Raw genomic sequence first — 15,673 nt, 5'->3', positions numbered from 1 at the left:
GGCGTCCGCAAGTGGACGGAGCGCCCGACGGGAACGTCACGGGACTGGCGCGAGGAGGTCAGCGCGGTCCCATGGCGTTCAGTCGAATAGCCCGCAGGAACGCGGGCGACCGCGGTGCCGGGCGTCACCGGGCCGACGCCCGGTGCGGCCGCCCCGCAACGCCAGTGCGTCGGGCGGGGCAGGTGGAGAGGTGATGTGCATGGTGCGGACCGGAGACTTCTCTTCATTGAGGGGGACAGGTCTGGTCGGCGCCTACGGTGCACCGTAGAGCCACGAGTAGTAAACATATATACCGTCGAGTACGCAAGGGCATGAAAACATTCATGCCTGATCCGCGTAAATACGCACGCTCCGTGATGGATTCCCGCCCGCCCCCGACTCTGCGACAGCACACCGGACCGCGCCCGGACCCGACAGCACCAACCGACGGCTCGGCGGTCCGAAGTCAGCCCTCGTCAGCCCTCGTCAGTCCTCAAGGAAGAAGTCGTGCTGCTCGGCGACCTGCTCGTACCCCTCAAGACGCACCTGCGTCCGTTCGGGATCGGCGTCCGCCATCGCCTGGAGCACGGCGGCCGCCATGACGCCCGGCGCGGAGTACGAGTCGAAAACGAGCCGGGATCCGGTGCTGGCGCTGAGCGTGACGTCGGCCTCGTCGACGAGCGATCCAAACGTCAGGTCCGTGATCAGCGCGACGCGCAACCCCGTACTGCGGGCGGCCCGCATCGCCGCCAAGGTCTCGTTGGCGTGCCTGGGCATCGCGAACGCCAGGACCCACGTCCCACCCACGGCCCGCGACTGGAGCAGCGCGTCGTAGGCGACGCTCCCGCCGCGCGTCACCAGCCGTACGTCGGGATGGATCCGCCGCGCGGCATACGCGAAGTACTCCGCCAGCGACGCGGAGATACGCAGTCCCAGAATCGTCAGAGGCACCGACCGGGCCAGCTCGCGGCCGATGTCGAGTACGTGGTGGGGGTCGGCGAGGACGCGGCGCAGATTCTCCAGATTCTCGATCTCCGCGTCGACGGCCGCCTGTAGCTCATTGCGCCGGATCTCTTCCCGGGTTTCCGGGGAACCGGCGACGGCACTCAGCGCGATGGGCTGCAGAGCCTCTCGCAGCGCGGGGAACCCGCTGAAGCCCAGCGAGGACGCGAAGCGGGTCACTGACGGCTGGCTGACTCCCACGCGCTCGGCAAGGTCGGTGATCGACAGGAAGGCCGCTTCAGTGAGGTGATCGACCAAGTACTGAGCGATGCGCCGCTGCGCGGGGGAAAGCCGGTGGCCGCCGAACAGGGCGAGGACTCTGTCCGTGGGAGCCGCCTCGGTGTCAGGAGATGACTTTCCCGGCGTGATCACGGACGCCTGTGCGCGTGCCTGCTGCCCTGATGGCACCGGCGTGCCTCCTTCTCGTCCCACTCGTGTTCAACATAGCTCACCCACCGTGGTCACAAGTGGCTGTGCCGGGCGGAACACGGGTGAACCGCACCAGAAGGGACCAGTTCGAGCCGCCGGTCCGGGCCAGGCCGCCACCGGGCCTGCGCCCGCTTCGGCCTCGCCGAGCACGACCTCAACCGGATCTTCAGCCGATTCGAAAGCATCACACAACCTGGATACTCCGCCCGGCCCCCGGTAGCAGCGGCGTCGACACCCGCTTCTTCACCCGCCCCCTGGAGGCGGATACCGTCTCCGGGTCCACGTTGCTGGAGGAGCGCGTCCGTATCGCCCGCGCGGACGGACAGGTGTTGGCCGGGGCGGGCCCGGAGCTGACGCTCTCTCATGTCGTTTTTAGGTCAAGGTAGTTACTGATTTCCACCAGTGGCATTCTTCGCTCTCGGCCATCGAGAGAGTCGCAGCACCACGTTCCGCGTGGCGCCTTCGGTCCGTCCTGCGGGAGATCACTCGCCGGGGCGCCGCCCGCCTGAGTGCGCAGGTGACGGCGCTCGCTCCGACGAGGACGAAAAAGAGACGAGTACGACCGTACGGAGGCTGTCGGCCCGCAGGACGCCGGCCTACGGGCGATCTTCGATCGTCGCGTCACGAGGCACCGGCTCCACCGCCCGCGGAAACCGTGGACGGCAGTGACAAACGGCACCACCGGTCGCCCCGTGGGCGCGGATTCGCTCGCCCCACCTCCGATAATCTGGCTCTTTACCCCAGAAGGAGTTGCGTCAGTGGAGTTCCGGCTGCTCGGAGCGGTTTCCGTCGCCACCCGATCCGGCGAACTGCCACTCGGTCCCGCCAAACGGCGCAGCCTGCTCGCCGCTCTGCTGCTGAGACCCAATCGCCCTGTCCCGGTGGACCAGCTGATGGCCACACTGTGGGACCACGAACCGCCGCCGCGTGCCCGCAGCGTCATCCAGGGCCATGTTTCGCGGCTGAGGGTCCTGCTCGCCGAGGCGGACGCCGAGATGTACGGGGTCGAACTGGCCACCCAGGGCACGGCATACGTCCTGCGGATGCCGGAGAGCTTGCTGGATGCGCACCGTTTCGAAGAGCTGGTGACGCTGGCCCGCGGTCAGCGGGCACCGGCCGACGCCGTGGCAATATACCAGGAGGCGCTGTCGCTGTGGCAGGGGCCCGCGCTGGCCGGCGCGTATCCGAGTCCGCCGCTGCAGGCCGCCGCACACGCGCTGGAAGAGCTGCGGCTGGCCTCCGTCGAATCACTGGCCGCGGGCTACGCACGGTTGGGTGAACACGCCCGAGCCGCGGCTGTACTGCGGGCGGAGGCCGACGTACAGCCGCTGCGCGAATCGTTGTCCGCCGCTCTCATGACGGCACTTCAGCGGGCCGGACGCCGCTCGGAGGCACTCGACTGGTTCCACCGCACCCGGCGGCTGCTCGCCGACGAGCTGGGCGTGGACCCGGGCCGGGAGCTCGCCGACGCCTACGCCGTGGCGTTGCGCGGGGAGGGTGAAGAAGCGCAGGACACTCCGGCTTCGGCCCCGGCGGCGCCCGTGACCGTACCCGTAACGCAGCACGGACCGCCGCACTCTCCCCTCCCCACCACGGTCGACCTGCTGCCGCGCATGCCGCGCGGCTTCCACGGCCGCGCCGGCGAACTCACCGCACTGTCCCGCGCCGCCGCGGGCGAAGCACCTGTCTGCCTGGTCACCGGGCCCGCAGGAGTGGGCAAGACCGCCCTGGTGGTGCACTGGGCACACCGCAACCGCGCCGGTTTTCCCGGCGGTCTGCTCTACGCGGATCTGCGCGGCTTCAGCGATACGGGAGAGCCGACCCTCGTCGAGGTGCTGCGGGAGTTCCTGCTGGCGCTGGGTGTCGCGCCGCGCCGGATCCCGGAGTCGGCGAACGGCGCGTCCGCGCTGTTCCGGTCCCTTGCCGCCGACCGTCAACTCCTGGTCGTACTCGACAATGCGCGCGGCTCCGAGCAGGTCAGAGAGCTCCTGCCGGGCGGCGTACGGTGCGTCACCGTGGTCACCAGCCGGTATCGGCTGCGTGGCCTGATCGCCTCCGACGCCGCCCGTCCCGTCCCCGTGGACGTACTCGAACCGGAGGACGGCACGGCCCTGCTGGCCGCGGTGCTCGGCAAGGAGCGGGTGCTCGCGGAGGCGGTGGCCGCCCGCCGGCTGGCCGAGCTGTGCGGCGGGCTCCCCCTCGCGCTACGGGTGGCCGCCGCCAGGCTGGCGGATCAGCCGGACTGGTCCCTGAGCGCGATGAGCGCCGAACTGTCCGACGAGTCAAGCCGTTTGGGGCTGTTGGACGTGGAGGACACCGGTGTACGGGCAGCCCTGCGGCTCACCGTACGCCGACTGCCCGAGGACGCCGCACACCACTTCGCGCATCTCGGCCGCCACCCCGGCACCCACGTCGACCGGTATACCGCGGCGGCCCTGGCCGGCACGGACCCGGTCACGGCCGAGGCCGCGCTGGACAGGCTGACGGCGGCCCACCTCGTCAACCGGACCGGGCCGGGGCGCTGGACGCTGCACGATCTCGTACGGCTGTACGCGCGCGGCCTGGACGCCGAGCCCGACGCTGTCGTCCGGGTACTCGACCACAGTGTGGCCACCGCCCTGGCCGCGGCCGACGCGGTCGAGCCCGGCGACGAGTCGTGCTTCGAGCTTCCCGCGGATTTCCACCCGCCCCGGGCGATCAGGAAGTTCGCGGACCGCGACCAGGCCATGGCCTGGTACGCGGCCGAACGTGACGACCTGACCCTGGCGGCGGCCGCAGCACACGCCGCCGGACTGCACAGCAGAACCTGGCGGATCATCCTGGCGCTGTGGCCGCAGATGGTGTGGCGGGTCCTTGACGGCTGGACTCCCCTGCTACAGACGGCACTTGACGCCGCGAGGGCCGATGCCGATACCCGCGCCGAGTCGCGCGTCCTGGCGCTGCTCGGTTGGGTGCTGACCGAGGAGGGTCGCACTCGTGAGGCGCTGGTCCATCTGGAGGCCGCCCCCGCGCTCGCCGCCAGGGCCGGCGATCTGCGTGGCGAGGCGACAGCGCGGGTCAACCTGTCGCTGGCCCAAGCGGCTCTCGGCAGCCCGGAAGAGGCGGCCGAGGGGTGCGTACTGGCGGCTCAACTGGCCCACAGCGCCGGCGACCGGCACACCGAGCGGCTGGCCCTGCACCACCTCGCCCGGCACCGGCTGGACACCAGGGAGTGGCAGCCCGCTCTCGACACGGCCGTCGCCGCGCTCGCGCTCGACGGCTCGTCGGACACACCGACGGCGTCGCGGGTGCTGTTGCTGACGGCGGCCGGCGAGGCACTGCTCGGGATGGGCGACGAGGCCGAGGGCATCCGGCGGCTGGAGGGTGCGGTGCGCGAGGCGGAATCGCTCGGCTACGACGAGGGTGTGGTGCGGGCCTTGGGCGCTCTGCTGAGGGTGTCGGCGGATGTGGGGCTGCGGGCGCAGTACGACACGGCGATGGTGCGGCTCATGGCCAGGACCTGAGCGGGTGCGCGGACGGTGGCGTCAGCCCGACATCAGCCGCGCGTGAGCGGAACACCAGCGGGTCCGGCCAAGCTGGTGTCCACAGCGGGCGCACGCCCGCGCTTCACGCACCACCCCACGGGGGGAACTCAGCATGTCTACGTCCCGAATCCGCACCGCCGCCCTGGCCGCCACCACCGCCGCTCTGACCCTGACCCTGGCCGCCTGCGGCGGCCCGGACAGCACGGCCGGCGACACCAGCAGTGCAAAGCCCGACGCGAGGAGCAGCAGCGGGGACGCCGACGGGGCGAAGGGCTCGGGGACGACGGGGAGTGCGGGCGGCGAAACTGGGGCGGAGGCTTCCCCTCCGTCCGCCGAGAAGGGCACGTCCGAGAAGGGGACATCCGAGACCGGCTCGGGCACCGTCACCAGTTCCGGCAAGGGCGCTGCCGGGTCGGCAGGCACGCGTCCGTGCAACGGCGACGAGATGTCGTACTCCGTACTGCACCGCTTCGTGAGGCAGCAGGGCGAGCACCTCCTGATCACCGCGCGCAACGCCGACAGCAAGCCCTGCTGGGTCACTTCGTATCCGTCGGTCATGCTCGGGGACACCTCGAACGTCGTGCGCCACTCGGCCAAGGACGCCCCGGGCGGCGGTACCCGCACCACGATCAAGCCCGGTGGCAGGGTCTACTCGGCTGTGAACCTCTTCACCGACAACGCGAAGACCCACACGTCGGTGACCTTGTCGCTCGCCATGCGCGACCGGACCGGCGACACCGGTCCGGGTACCGAGCAGGACGCATTCGACGCCAAGGGCGCGCCCTCGAAGTTCACTTGGTCCAACGCCGACGTCCTGAACTGGAACGCTGCCAAGCCCTACAATTTCTGAATCTCCGATCGGGGCAATGGCGAAGCGCGGAGCCGCGGAGCAGTACTGAGCGGCGGCACTCGCCGGCCGGCGCCCCGGCGACCGCGTCAACCGCGCCGGGCGAATACGCCTAAGCCGCTCCGGTCTGCCGCCGGTAGCCGCCCGGCGCCAGGCCGTACTCCCGCTTGAAGGCCTTGGCGAAGGCGAACTCCGAGCCGTACCCCGTGCGGGCGGCGACCGTCGTCAGCGGCGCGTCGGACTCGCGCAGCAGTCGGGCGGCGGTGGTCATGCGCCAGCGGGTCAGGTAGGCCATCGGCGGTTCGCCGACCAGCGTGGCGAACCGCCGGGCGAAGGCGGCGCGGGAGAGCCCGGCCCGCCCGGCCAGGGATTCGACCGTCCACTGGGCGGCGGGGTCGTCGTGAATGGCCGACAGGGCGGGCGCCACCGCCGAGTCGCCCAGCGCCGCCGCCCAGCCCTGGGCGGCGGCCGGGGTCTGGTCGTCCAGCCAGGCCCGCAGGATGTAGAGGAGCAGCGAGTCGATCAGGGAGGGGACGATGCCGTCGGAGCCCATGCGCGGGTTCTCCAGCTCGGAGCCGAGGAGTTGCACGGCGGCGCTCAGCTCGGGATGGCGGCCGTGCCGCGTCGACAGGTGGATCACCTCGGGGAGCTGGCGCACCAGGGGGTGCGGGCGGCCCTGGTCCAGGTGGTAGTTGCCGCACAGCAGGCTGGTCTCGGGACCGTCCCCGCCGATGGTGAGCGAGCCGATCGGTGAGCCACACAGGAACTGCTCGCCCTTGGGCTCCTCGGTCGGGGTGGAGGGGTGGTCGGCGAGAATATGGCCCCGCCCGTCGCGCAGGAAGACCACATCGCCGGGGCTGAGCGGAATCGGTTTCAGGGACGGTGCGGGATCCGCGGCATCGCGCAGTGGGACCAGCCAGCAGGTGCCGTACAGCACCACATGGAATCCGGCGCCCGCGACCGGCGGCAGCCGCAGACCCCAGGGGGCGCGGCCGTTGGTCCGTACGGACGCCGGGTGCCCGGTACGCATGGAAGCCAGCGCCTCGGTCAGGATGTCCATCGGGCCTCGCCCTCCTGGGGTGGTCGGTCGCGGTCGGACCGTTCAGACCGTCAGGACAATCTTGCCCTGTACGTGTCCCGCGGCGACCAGGTCATGGGCCTTACCGGCTTCCTCCAGCGGGAAGGACCGCTCGACGTACGGGCGGATCCGTCCAGCGTCGATCAGCTCGGCGATCGCTTCGAGTGCAACGTGGTCCGGCTCGACCAGGATGCCGGCGAAGCGCCGGCCGGCCGCCTCGACGCGGGCTGCGAGCTTCTCGTCGCCGTGCTCCAGGATGGTGATGAGTACGCCGCCGGGGCGCAGCACGCCGAGCGAGAGGTCACCCTGGGCCGTGGAGTCGAGGACCACATCGGCGTCCTTGACGACCTTGGCGAAGTCGGTGGTCCGGTAGTCGATGACCTCGTCGGCGCCGAGGCCGGTGACGAAGTCGTGCCGGGCCGCACTGGCGATGGCGATCACATGGGCGCCGCGTGCCTTCGCGATCTGCACCGCGAAGTGGCCGACGCCGCCGGCCGCCCGTTGGATCAGCACCCGGTCGCCCTCCTTGACGTCTGCCGCCCGGACCAGGCCCTGCCAGGCCGTGAGCGCCGCGAGAGGGACGGCTGCAGCGTGCACATGGTCGAGCGAGACGGGCTTACGGGCCAGTTGGCGCGACGGGGCGGCGACGTACTCGGCGTATCCGCTGGCGGCCCGGGGGAAGAACGGCATGCCATAGACCTCGTCACCCACCACGAACCCGGCGCCGGGGCCCACCTCTTCGACCACTCCGGAGATGTCCCAGCCCACGCCGAACGGCGGCTCGCCGAGCAGCGGGAAGGCGCCGGACCTGACGGCTACGTCCACCGGATTGATCGCACTGGCATGGACCTTGACGAGGACTTCCCCGGCCAGCGGTGTCGGCCGCTCGCTGTCCACGAGTTCGAGGACCTCGGGTCCGCCGAAGGACTTCTGGATCATTGCGCGCACGGTGGGCTCCCTGAGGTTCGGCCGGCTGATGCCCGGCTCGGTGTGCTGCTTGGTGTGCTGCTTGGTGTCCTCAACCGTAGGGAGAGCGAACGAGCCGGAGAATAGCCTTCCGTCTCATCTACATGTCCCAGCGTCTTGCCGGGTGGCGTTATCGGCTATATGCGCTTCGCGCCCCAACCGGTGCAGAGCATGCTGCGGGCCCGCCGCCCGCGGGCACCATCCGCCGCGCCGCCCGCAAGGCCCGCTTCCAGGCACCGGTCCGGTTCGCCGGGCACAGCCCGGCGCCCCCGCCCGCCCCTACAGCCCTGGACGACACCACCCCGCAGCTGTGAGCCGCAGCACCCACCCGTACCGCACGGCGCAGCGGGAACTCACACCGTGCGGTGGAGCAGGAAGGTGAGCAGCGTCCGAAGGTCCCGCGACGCGCACGGGTCGAGCGGGACGCCGTCCAGGCAGTCGCGGGCCGCGTCGAGGTGGCGACGGGCCTCCTCCACCGTGGCGGCGCGCCCGCCCGCCAGGTCGACGAGCCCGGCCGCGTGCGACGCGGCACGGTCGTCGAGAGGCTGCGGGGAGTTGAGCAGCAGGGCGAGTTCACGGGCACTGCTGCCGTCCCCGGCAAGGGCCGCGAGCACGGGATAGGTCTTCTTGCGCTTGCGGAGATCACCATGAACGGGCTTGCCGGTCACCACCGGGTCGCCCCAGATGCCCAGCAGGTCGTCCACGGCCTGGAAGGCCACACCGAGGTGGCGTCCGGCCCGGTCGAGTGCCGTCACGGTCCGCGGCGGAGCCCCGCCGAGCAGGGCGCCCAGCGCGGCGGCGCAGCCCAGGAGGGCGCCGGTCTTGCGCTCGGCCATGGACCGGTACTCGTCCGGCCGTACGGCGTCGGGCCCGGTCCAGGGGCGCGCCTCGAAGAGCAGGTCCTCCGCCTGGCCCCGCACCAGTTCGGCGAGCGTCTCGCACAGGCACCGGACTGCGGCGGCCGTGTGGGGGCCCGGTGCCTCGGCGAGGGTCTGCATGGCGAGCGCGAAGAGCGCGTCCCCGGCGAGGACGGCGGGGCCGGTGCCGTACGCCTTCCACACGGTCTCCCGCTGCCGGCGCATCCCGTCGCCGTCCATGATGTCGTCGTGGAGCAGCGAGAAGGCGTGGACCAGCTCCACGGCGACCGCGCCCGCGACGGCGGATCGACTGTCCGCTCCGACTGCCTCGGCGCTCAGGACGGCGAGGGCCTGACGTACGCCCTTGCCCTCGGACGCGCCGGGATCCGGGGTGCCGCCCGCGTCATGCCAGCCGAGCGAAAATGCGGCCATCTCGCCCGTCCACGGGTGGAGCCGTCCGATGGCGTCGACCATGGCCGGGCGCACCAGCTCGCGGCAGCGGCCCAGTATGCGGGGCGCGGCGACGGCCGCGGATTCCACCGGCGCGGTGGCGGGGATCGTCATCGTGCCGCTCCCGCCCGGACGGCCGGCAGCGGCTCCTGTCCGGCGGTGGGCACGGGGTCCTCGCCGGGCAGCGGCCCCACCCCCAGCTCCGCCGCGGCCTTGGCCACCATGTCCCGTGCGTGCCGCAGACCGATCCGCTCCAGGTCCCGGCGCAGTACGGTCAGCTCCGCGGTGGTCTCCACCGGGTCCTGTCCGAGCCTGGCCAGCGCCTTGGCGAGCCCGAGCCGGGACAGTGCGGTGCCGCGCGGTTCGTCCATCGCGCGGAACTCGGCGAGCGCCTGCGTGTAGTTCTCGCCGGCCTCCGCGTACCGGCCCGCCCGGTAGAGCACATTGCCGCGCATCTTGTGGTTGTAGGCCAGCGCGCTCGACAATTCCATTGCCCTGCAGGCCAGTTCGGCCTCGGTGAGCAGCGCCAACGCGCGCTCCACATCGCCGTCGCGCACCGACACCACATCGGCGATCCCGCGAAGCGCCCAGGCCCGGCCACGCCGGTCGTCGGCTGCTCCGGCGGTCTCGGCCGCCTCCTCGAAGAGGGTGAGAGCCGTGTCGTACGAACCGGTGTTGCGGTGCATCTGCGCGATGCCCTCCAGCGCCCACACCGTGTGCCGTGCCTCGCCGCGCCGACGGGCCTCGGCGAGCAGCTGTTCGTGCAGTTCACCGACCGCTTTGTAGTCGCCCTGGATGCGGCCGGTCTCCGCGAGTCCGGCGAGTGAGTAGCCGCGTACGACCACATCCCCGCCACGCTTGCCCTGCTCGGCCGCGAGGGCGAGCAGCCGGTACGCGAGCGGCAGCGCGCCCCGCTGGCGGGCGAGGGTGCCGCCGCTCCACAGCGCCCACGCCATCGCCCCGAGGTCCCCGGCCGTACGAGCCGCGCGATAGCTCGCCTTCCACGCCCGGTCGGCCTCCGCTATGTTCCCCAGCCGCCGGTACGCCTCCGCGACGGCGAGCCCACAGCGCGCCATGTCCCGCTGCTCACCGGCTTGTTGGGCCGTCCGCAGCTCCTCGATTCCTCTGGCCAGCACATCGGTCAGGGACGAGTTCACCGACAACGAGCCGAGTGCACCCTGATATTCGGGGGCGAACGCCTTGCCCTGCGCCGTCTTGTGCTGTGCCACCTGTGCCATCGGACCCACCGTCGCGCTCGTTCTCTGATCTTCCTTGCCGATCAAGACGGTATGAGCGCGAGGGGGTTCCACGAATCCCTCTATGAGTTCGTCCTGGGTCATCCCTGGGTGCTACGCGGGGCACGGGAACTAGTCAGCGGGATGTACCTCCCTACCCTGGGAGCCGTACACACACCGACGGCGCGGCCGGGCCGGCCGAACGTCACAGCCACCGAGAGCAGAGGGACCACCAACATGCGACTGCGCTGCGCCATCATCGACGACTTCCAGGACATCGCCACCACCGTCGCCGACTGGAGCCCGCTCGCCGATCGTGTGAAGGTCAGTGTTTTCACCGACCACGTCACCGGTGAGGAGGAGCTGGTGGCACGGTTGAGGGAGTTCGACATCGTGGTCACCCTGCGCGAGCGAGTTCCCTTCCCGGCGTCGCTGATCGGCCGGTTGCCACGGCTGAAGCTGCTGGTGGCCTCGGGGATGCGCAACTCGGTGATCGACCTGGCGGCAGCGGCGGATCACGGAGTGACCGTATGCGGAACACAGAGCTCGTCGTCCCCGCCGGTGGAGTTGACCTGGGCGCTGCTGCTTGCCCTTGCCCGGGGCATCGTGGGTGAGAGCAACGCGCTTCGTGAGGGCGGCCCTTGGCAGTCCACGGAGGGCGCGGACCTGCACGGGCGTCGGCTCGGCCTGTTGGGACTCGGGAAGATCGGCAGCCGGGTCGCCCTGATCGGATCGGCCTTCGGCATGGAGGTGATGGCCTGGAGCCAGAACCTCACCAAGGAACGCACCGCCGAGTTCGGCGTGACCCTGGCCGCCTCCAAGGAGGAACTGCTGCGGGAGAGCGACTTCGTGTCGGTGCACCTCGCGCTGAGCGAGCGCACCCGCGATCTGCTGGGCACGGCCGAGCTGGCGCTGATGAAGCCGGACGCCTACCTCATCAACACCTCGCGCGGGGCCATCGTCGACCAGGACGCCCTGCTCAGCGCGTTGCACGAGGGGACGATCGCCGGCGCCGGGATCGATGTGTTCGACGTCGAGCCGCTGCCCGCCGGTCACCCGATGCGCTCGGCACCCGGGCTGCTGGCCACCCCGCACCTCGGCTATGTGTCCCGGGGGAACTACCGGACCTACTACGGGCAGGCCGTCGAGGACATCGAGGCGTTCCTGTCCGGCACGCCCGTACGCCGCCTGGGCCGACCGTCTCCGTCCGAGGGCGCAACGGGGAATCCTGTTGCGGGCCCGTCGGCTACGGTCCCGCTCTCCCCCGGACGGGAACCGCAGGGCGGCCGGGCGCAGTCATGAGAGCGTACGCATGCCCGCTCCCGTACGCGCGGAGCGCCCCGATGACCGGAAAGCTCTCATGACCACCTCCTTCAGCAGCCAGTTCCTCACCCTCGCCCGGCCCGGCCTCGCCTGGGCCTGCGAACAGCTGGACCTCTTCGACGCGCTGGTCCCCGCCGGTGTGGTCTCCTTCGACCTGGACGAGCCGTCCGTGACCCGCTCGGGGATCACTCTGCGCGGTCATGTCCTGGGTACCTACGCCCTGGACGGCACCTGGATGTGGGCGTGGGCCAACGAGGGGTACCGGGACACCCCCGCGGGGGCACGTTCCCTGGAGCTGCGTGAGCTCGGCGAGCGGGCCGGAGTGCCGGAGCTGACCGAACCCATGCCGGACCTCAACCACTTCCCGGACCCCCGGCTGGCCGCCGACCACCTGCTGCTGACCTGCATGGGACTGCTCGACGCCCGTGGTGGCGTGATCTGCACCATCAACGAGCGGGGCCGTCTGTTCATGGCCGTCGACGACCCGGCCGTACCGCGCGCCGAGCCGCGGGCCGCCCGGCTCACCACGGCGCTGCGCAACGGCGCCGCCCTGCTGCCCGGTCCCGCCCTCAAGCCCGTTCAGGGCTGGTTCACCCGGCACGGCGTCGAACCGTCCTACGGGCCCGGCCGGGTGGAGGGAGTGCTGGAGAACGGTGACCGCGTGATGGTGACGCTGGACGGAGAGGAGCTCTCCGGCATCGAGATCAGCGGTGCGGACGGTGGCGTACCCGCGTCCGACACGGCACCCGAGCAGGAGCTGACGGGGGCGCGCCTCTCTCCGGACGCACCGCACCGTACGTTCCCCAGGGAGCTGCTGGCGGTGGCCGCGCGGGAGATCGCATTCTCGATCCTGCGGACGCGGGCCGTGGTGGAGTACGCCGACGAGCACCTGGAGTTCGCCGGGCGGCCACCGCACTGGGACGAGGAGGGCGGGGAACTCCGTTTTCCCGGCGGCAGGCTGACGGCTCGTCACCTCGGGTCCTACGATGCGGAGGAGGGCTGGTTCCGCTGGTCCCCCGGGACACAGGACATCCGGGACCGGCTCCGGGAGGCCGCCGGGCCGGCTCCCGGCGCCGACGACCTGCTGGAGCCGGCCGACGACCGGGTGGACCTGACTCCGTACGCCCGGAGGGAGGCGGTCGCGGTGGCCCTGGCCCGTACGGCCGCGTCCGTGGCCGGCCACGCCTTCACCTCCGTCGGGAACACCTTCTGGGCCGTCACCGACGAACGCCTCCCCACGGGCGGTGTCATCGACCTGGATGCGGCAGAGGCGGACATCCGGGGCGGCGCCGGCTGGCTCCAAGGCCTCGTCGAGCAGCAGACCCGCTCGGAGACCATGAGGTCCCTGGCCCAGTCGTACTTCGAGCGGCTCGGTCTCCAGGTGTGGCACTACGGACAGCCGGACTTCATCAGCGGCGTAGTGGGCACCTACGAGGTACGGGTGTACTTCGCCCCGGACGGCACCATCACACAGGTCGCACCCGGGACGCTCATGAGCGCGACCATGTGACGCACAGAACCAGTGGCAATCCGGGTAGCCCCACTCCAGATCGATCGCCGCCGTGGGCGCGACGGACAGGGGAACACGGCGATCCCCGACCGCCTGTCGTTGCCCAATTGCCTGCCGTGCAATGCTGAGGCGTACGCGGATCACGACGGGGATCGGGAGAAACGGCAGCGTGAGGGCAGTGGGAAGGCGCGGCAGGACCGGCGTGTGGGATCGGTTCGCGGCGTCCGATCCGGGACTGCTGAGGCTGATGGCGGGGCTGCGGACGGTCGCGGCGATCGCGCTGACCCTGGTGGTCCTGGCCGTGCTCGACACCGGCATCATTCACATGGTCGCCGGTGCGATGACGGCGATGGTCGCCACCTTCGCGATCAAGGAGAAGCCGGTACGCGGCCAGGCGATCACGCTCGCGCTCGGCCTGCCGGTCGCACTCGTCGCGATGTCGCTGGGCGCGCTGCTGAACACCCGGATCATCGCGGGTGACATCTTCTTCGTGGCCCTCATCTTCGGCGCCGTCTACAGTCGGCGGTTCGGCGACCGCGGCACCGCGCTGGGCCTGATCGGTTTCCAAATCTATTTCCTCTCCCTCTTCGTGGGCGCCACCACCTCTGACCTGCCCGTGCTGTATCTGACCCTGGCCGTTGCCTTCGCCTGCAGCGCGGTCGTGCGCTTCGCCGTCGTGCCCGAGACGCCCCAGCGCGTCCTGACGCGGCTGCGCGACGCCTTCCGGGCGCGCGTCGCCCAGCTGGTGGCCAGTCAGATCGAGCTGCTCGACGCCGGTCCCGAGCAGCTGGACAAGGTGCTCGACGACGTACGGCGGCACACCGCCCGGCTGCACGAGGCGGCTCTGATGATCCAGAGCCGCCTGGAGGACGGCACCCGCGACGCGGCCACGGCCGCCCTGCTGCAGCGCCGGGTCGCGGACGCCGAGATCGCCACGGAGCGACTTGGCATGCTCCTGCTGAACGCCCGCAGCGCCGAGCGCGCGGACACACTCACCCTGCATCTGCCGCACGCACCCGTGCCGGTCACCGGGGACTGGAGGCCGGCCGAGGACGACGCGACCATCACCCTGCGTCGGGACCTGAAGGCTCTGCACCTGCTCGTGATCCGGCCCGCGTCGAACGACAAGGGCACGGCCGTGGCCCACCTACGCAACCGGCTGCTCGGCTACCGCGACGAGGACGGCCTGCCGCCCGCCACCGCCGCCGTCCAGGACGTCTTCCGCGGTATCGGTGAGGCCGCACGTTCCGTCCTGGGCCTGCGGCTCGCGCTGGACGGGCCCCAGGACGAATCCGACGACTCACCGGCGACCACCAGGTCCCGTGAGGAGTTCGACGCGGAGGACGTCGCGCTCGCCGCCCCGGAAGAGCCCGAGGACGCGGACCGTACGGGGTTGCAGCGCCTCACCACGCGGGCGGCGTTCCAGGTGTCGGTGGGCTCGGTGCTGGCGATCATCGGCGGTGAGCTGCTCTCCACCGAGCGCTGGTACTGGGCGGTCCTGACCTGCTGGGTGGTCTTCCTCAACACCGCCTCCACCGGCGAGATCCTGGTCAAGGGCTACCGCAGGCTCCTGGGCACGATCCTCGGTGTGGTCGCCGGTGTCGCGCTGGCGGGACTGGTCGGCGACCACACCTGGGTCGCGTTCGCGCTGGTCCTGGTGCTCATCTTCGGGATGTTCTTCAGCGCTCCGCTGTCGTACGCGCTCATGTCCTTCTTCGTCACGGCGATGCTGGGTCTGCTCTACACCCTGCTGAACTCCTACAGCTTCGACGTGCTGGTGCTGCGCATCGAGGAAACGGCGCTCGGCGCCGCGTGCGGGATCATCGCGGCCGTGCTGGTGCTGCCGGTGCACACCGACCGTCGCACCGACGAGCTGCTGGGCACGGTCCTGGACCGGCTGGGCGACGTCGTATCGGCGGCCGTGGAGCAGCTCAGTGGCGGGCCCGCGTCCGATCTGCTGAGCCGGGCCCGGGATCTGGACACGGCGCTGGACGAACTGCGCGCCTCCACCAAGCCGTTGACACACCCGATCTCTCCGCTGCGGGGCCGTCGGCGGACCGTTCGCTATCTGGTGGCGCTGCTTGAGACGTGCGCATACCACGCCCGTTCCCTCGCGGCGACCGCCGAACTCGTGCCGCTCAGCAAGACGGTCGCCGCGGACCCGCGCCTGGAGCGGGCCGGGCGGCGTATCGCCCACAACATCGAGGCGCTCGCCGCGCACGTCAAGGACGAGGGCGCCGCCGGTGAGGTCGAGTCCGGCGCCAGCATCGCCTCGATGCTGGCCGACGGCTCCGGTGTCCTGCCGTCGGGCACGGTGACCTACCGCGTACTGCGGCATCTGCAGCGTCTCGACGAAGGCGTGGTGGGTCTTGCCCGCCCCCTCGGCGTGCCGGTCACCGACCGCTCCGCAGCGACGCGGGCGTGACCCGTCCGGGTGTCCTGTGAGCACCCGGGGCATACCGGCGTCGGCTGA

Annotated in this window: 9 protein-coding genes and 1 pseudogene; 5 read left to right on the top strand and 5 right to left on the bottom strand. The window is 71.2% G+C overall.

The genetic code is table 11. The features are described from left to right. Nucleotides 1-465: 465 nt before the first annotated feature. On the bottom strand, nt 466-1,389 hold the full coding sequence (locus tag ABCR94_RS12455; protein ID WP_347119322.1) for a MurR/RpiR family transcriptional regulator: 924 nt from the start codon (nt 1,387-1,389) through the stop codon (nt 466-468). A gap of 779 nt (nt 1,390-2,168) precedes the next feature. Between ABCR94_RS12455 and ABCR94_RS12450 the strand changes: the two genes are divergently transcribed. Then, nucleotides 2,169-4,913 carry an AfsR/SARP family transcriptional regulator gene (locus ABCR94_RS12450; RefSeq protein ID WP_347119321.1) on the top strand — a complete coding sequence of 915 codons (2,745 nt, stop codon included), beginning with the start codon at nt 2,169-2,171 and terminating at the stop codon, nt 4,911-4,913. A 133-nt stretch (nt 4,914-5,046) separates the two neighbouring features. Further along, nucleotides 5,047-5,784 carry a DUF4232 domain-containing protein gene (locus ABCR94_RS12445; protein ID WP_347119320.1) on the top strand — a complete coding sequence of 246 codons (738 nt, stop codon included), beginning with the start codon at nt 5,047-5,049 and terminating at the stop codon, nt 5,782-5,784. Between the two features lie 109 nt (nt 5,785-5,893). Here ABCR94_RS12445 and ABCR94_RS12440 read toward each other — a convergent pair whose 3' ends face one another. The 4 genes from ABCR94_RS12440 to ABCR94_RS12425 all read right to left on the bottom strand — a co-directional run bounded on the left by ABCR94_RS12440 (nt 5,894) and on the right by ABCR94_RS12425 (nt 10,370). Continuing rightward, a complete protein-coding gene (locus ABCR94_RS12440; RefSeq protein WP_347119319.1) occupies nt 5,894-6,841 on the bottom strand; it encodes an AraC family transcriptional regulator in 948 nt (315 codons plus the stop codon). Between the two features lie 42 nt (nt 6,842-6,883). Continuing rightward, the gene (locus ABCR94_RS12435) at nt 6,884-7,807 is read right to left on the bottom strand and encodes an NADP-dependent oxidoreductase (protein WP_347119318.1); all 924 of its coding nucleotides are present in this window, start codon (nt 7,805-7,807) and stop codon (nt 6,884-6,886) included. Between the two features lie 371 nt (nt 7,808-8,178). Next, nucleotides 8,179-9,246 carry a polyprenyl synthetase family protein gene (locus tag ABCR94_RS12430; protein WP_347119317.1) on the bottom strand — a complete coding sequence of 356 codons (1,068 nt, stop codon included), beginning with the start codon at nt 9,244-9,246 and terminating at the stop codon, nt 8,179-8,181. Further along, nucleotides 9,243-10,370, bottom strand: coding sequence for a tetratricopeptide repeat protein (locus ABCR94_RS12425; RefSeq protein ID WP_347119316.1), 1,128 nt, complete (start codon nt 10,368-10,370; stop codon nt 9,243-9,245). Before ABCR94_RS12425 ends, ABCR94_RS12430 begins: the two co-directional genes overlap by 4 nt. 234 nt (nt 10,371-10,604) lie before the next feature. Between ABCR94_RS12425 and ABCR94_RS12420 the strand changes: the two are divergent. The 3 genes and pseudogenes from ABCR94_RS12420 to ABCR94_RS12410 form a co-directional block, all read left to right on the top strand. Next, nucleotides 10,605-11,561: pseudogene (locus tag ABCR94_RS12420) on the top strand (D-2-hydroxyacid dehydrogenase family protein); the annotation flags it as partial. Nucleotides 11,562-11,727: 166 nt separating this feature from the next. After that, a complete protein-coding gene (locus tag ABCR94_RS12415; RefSeq protein WP_347119315.1) occupies nt 11,728-13,200 on the top strand; it encodes a DUF6882 domain-containing protein in 1,473 nt (490 codons plus the stop codon). A 121-nt stretch (nt 13,201-13,321) separates the two neighbouring features. Further along, nucleotides 13,322-15,625: an FUSC family protein gene (locus tag ABCR94_RS12410; RefSeq protein WP_347119314.1), complete on the top strand. Its 2,304-nt coding sequence runs from the start codon at nt 13,322-13,324 to the stop codon at nt 15,623-15,625. Nucleotides 15,626-15,673: the final 48 nt, after the last annotated feature.

The sequence above is a fragment of the Streptomyces changchenzhani genome (genome assembly GCF_039766235.1).
Taxonomy (GTDB): domain Bacteria; phylum Actinomycetota; class Actinomycetes; order Streptomycetales; family Streptomycetaceae; genus Streptomyces.
The sequence above is the reverse complement of the archived record's forward strand: the minus strand, read 5'-3'. Positions and strand labels throughout refer to the sequence as shown.

Bases quoted from the DNA above. Each gene is read 5' to 3' on its own strand.
- ABCR94_RS12445 (WP_347119320.1), top strand. From the start codon at position 5,047: ATGTCTACGTCCCGAATCCGCACCGCCGCCCTGGCCGCCACCACCGCC.
- ABCR94_RS12440 (WP_347119319.1), bottom strand. From the start codon at position 6,841: ATGGACATCCTGACCGAGGCGCTGGCTTCCATGCGTACCGGGCACCCG.
- ABCR94_RS12430 (WP_347119317.1), bottom strand. From the start codon at position 9,246: ATGACGATCCCCGCCACCGCGCCGGTGGAATCCGCGGCCGTCGCCGCG.
- ABCR94_RS12425 (WP_347119316.1), bottom strand. From the start codon at position 10,370: ATGGCACAGGTGGCACAGCACAAGACGGCGCAGGGCAAGGCGTTCGCC.
- ABCR94_RS12415 (WP_347119315.1), top strand. From the start codon at position 11,728: ATGACCACCTCCTTCAGCAGCCAGTTCCTCACCCTCGCCCGGCCCGGC.
- ABCR94_RS12410 (WP_347119314.1), top strand. From the start codon at position 13,322: ATGCTGAGGCGTACGCGGATCACGACGGGGATCGGGAGAAACGGCAGC.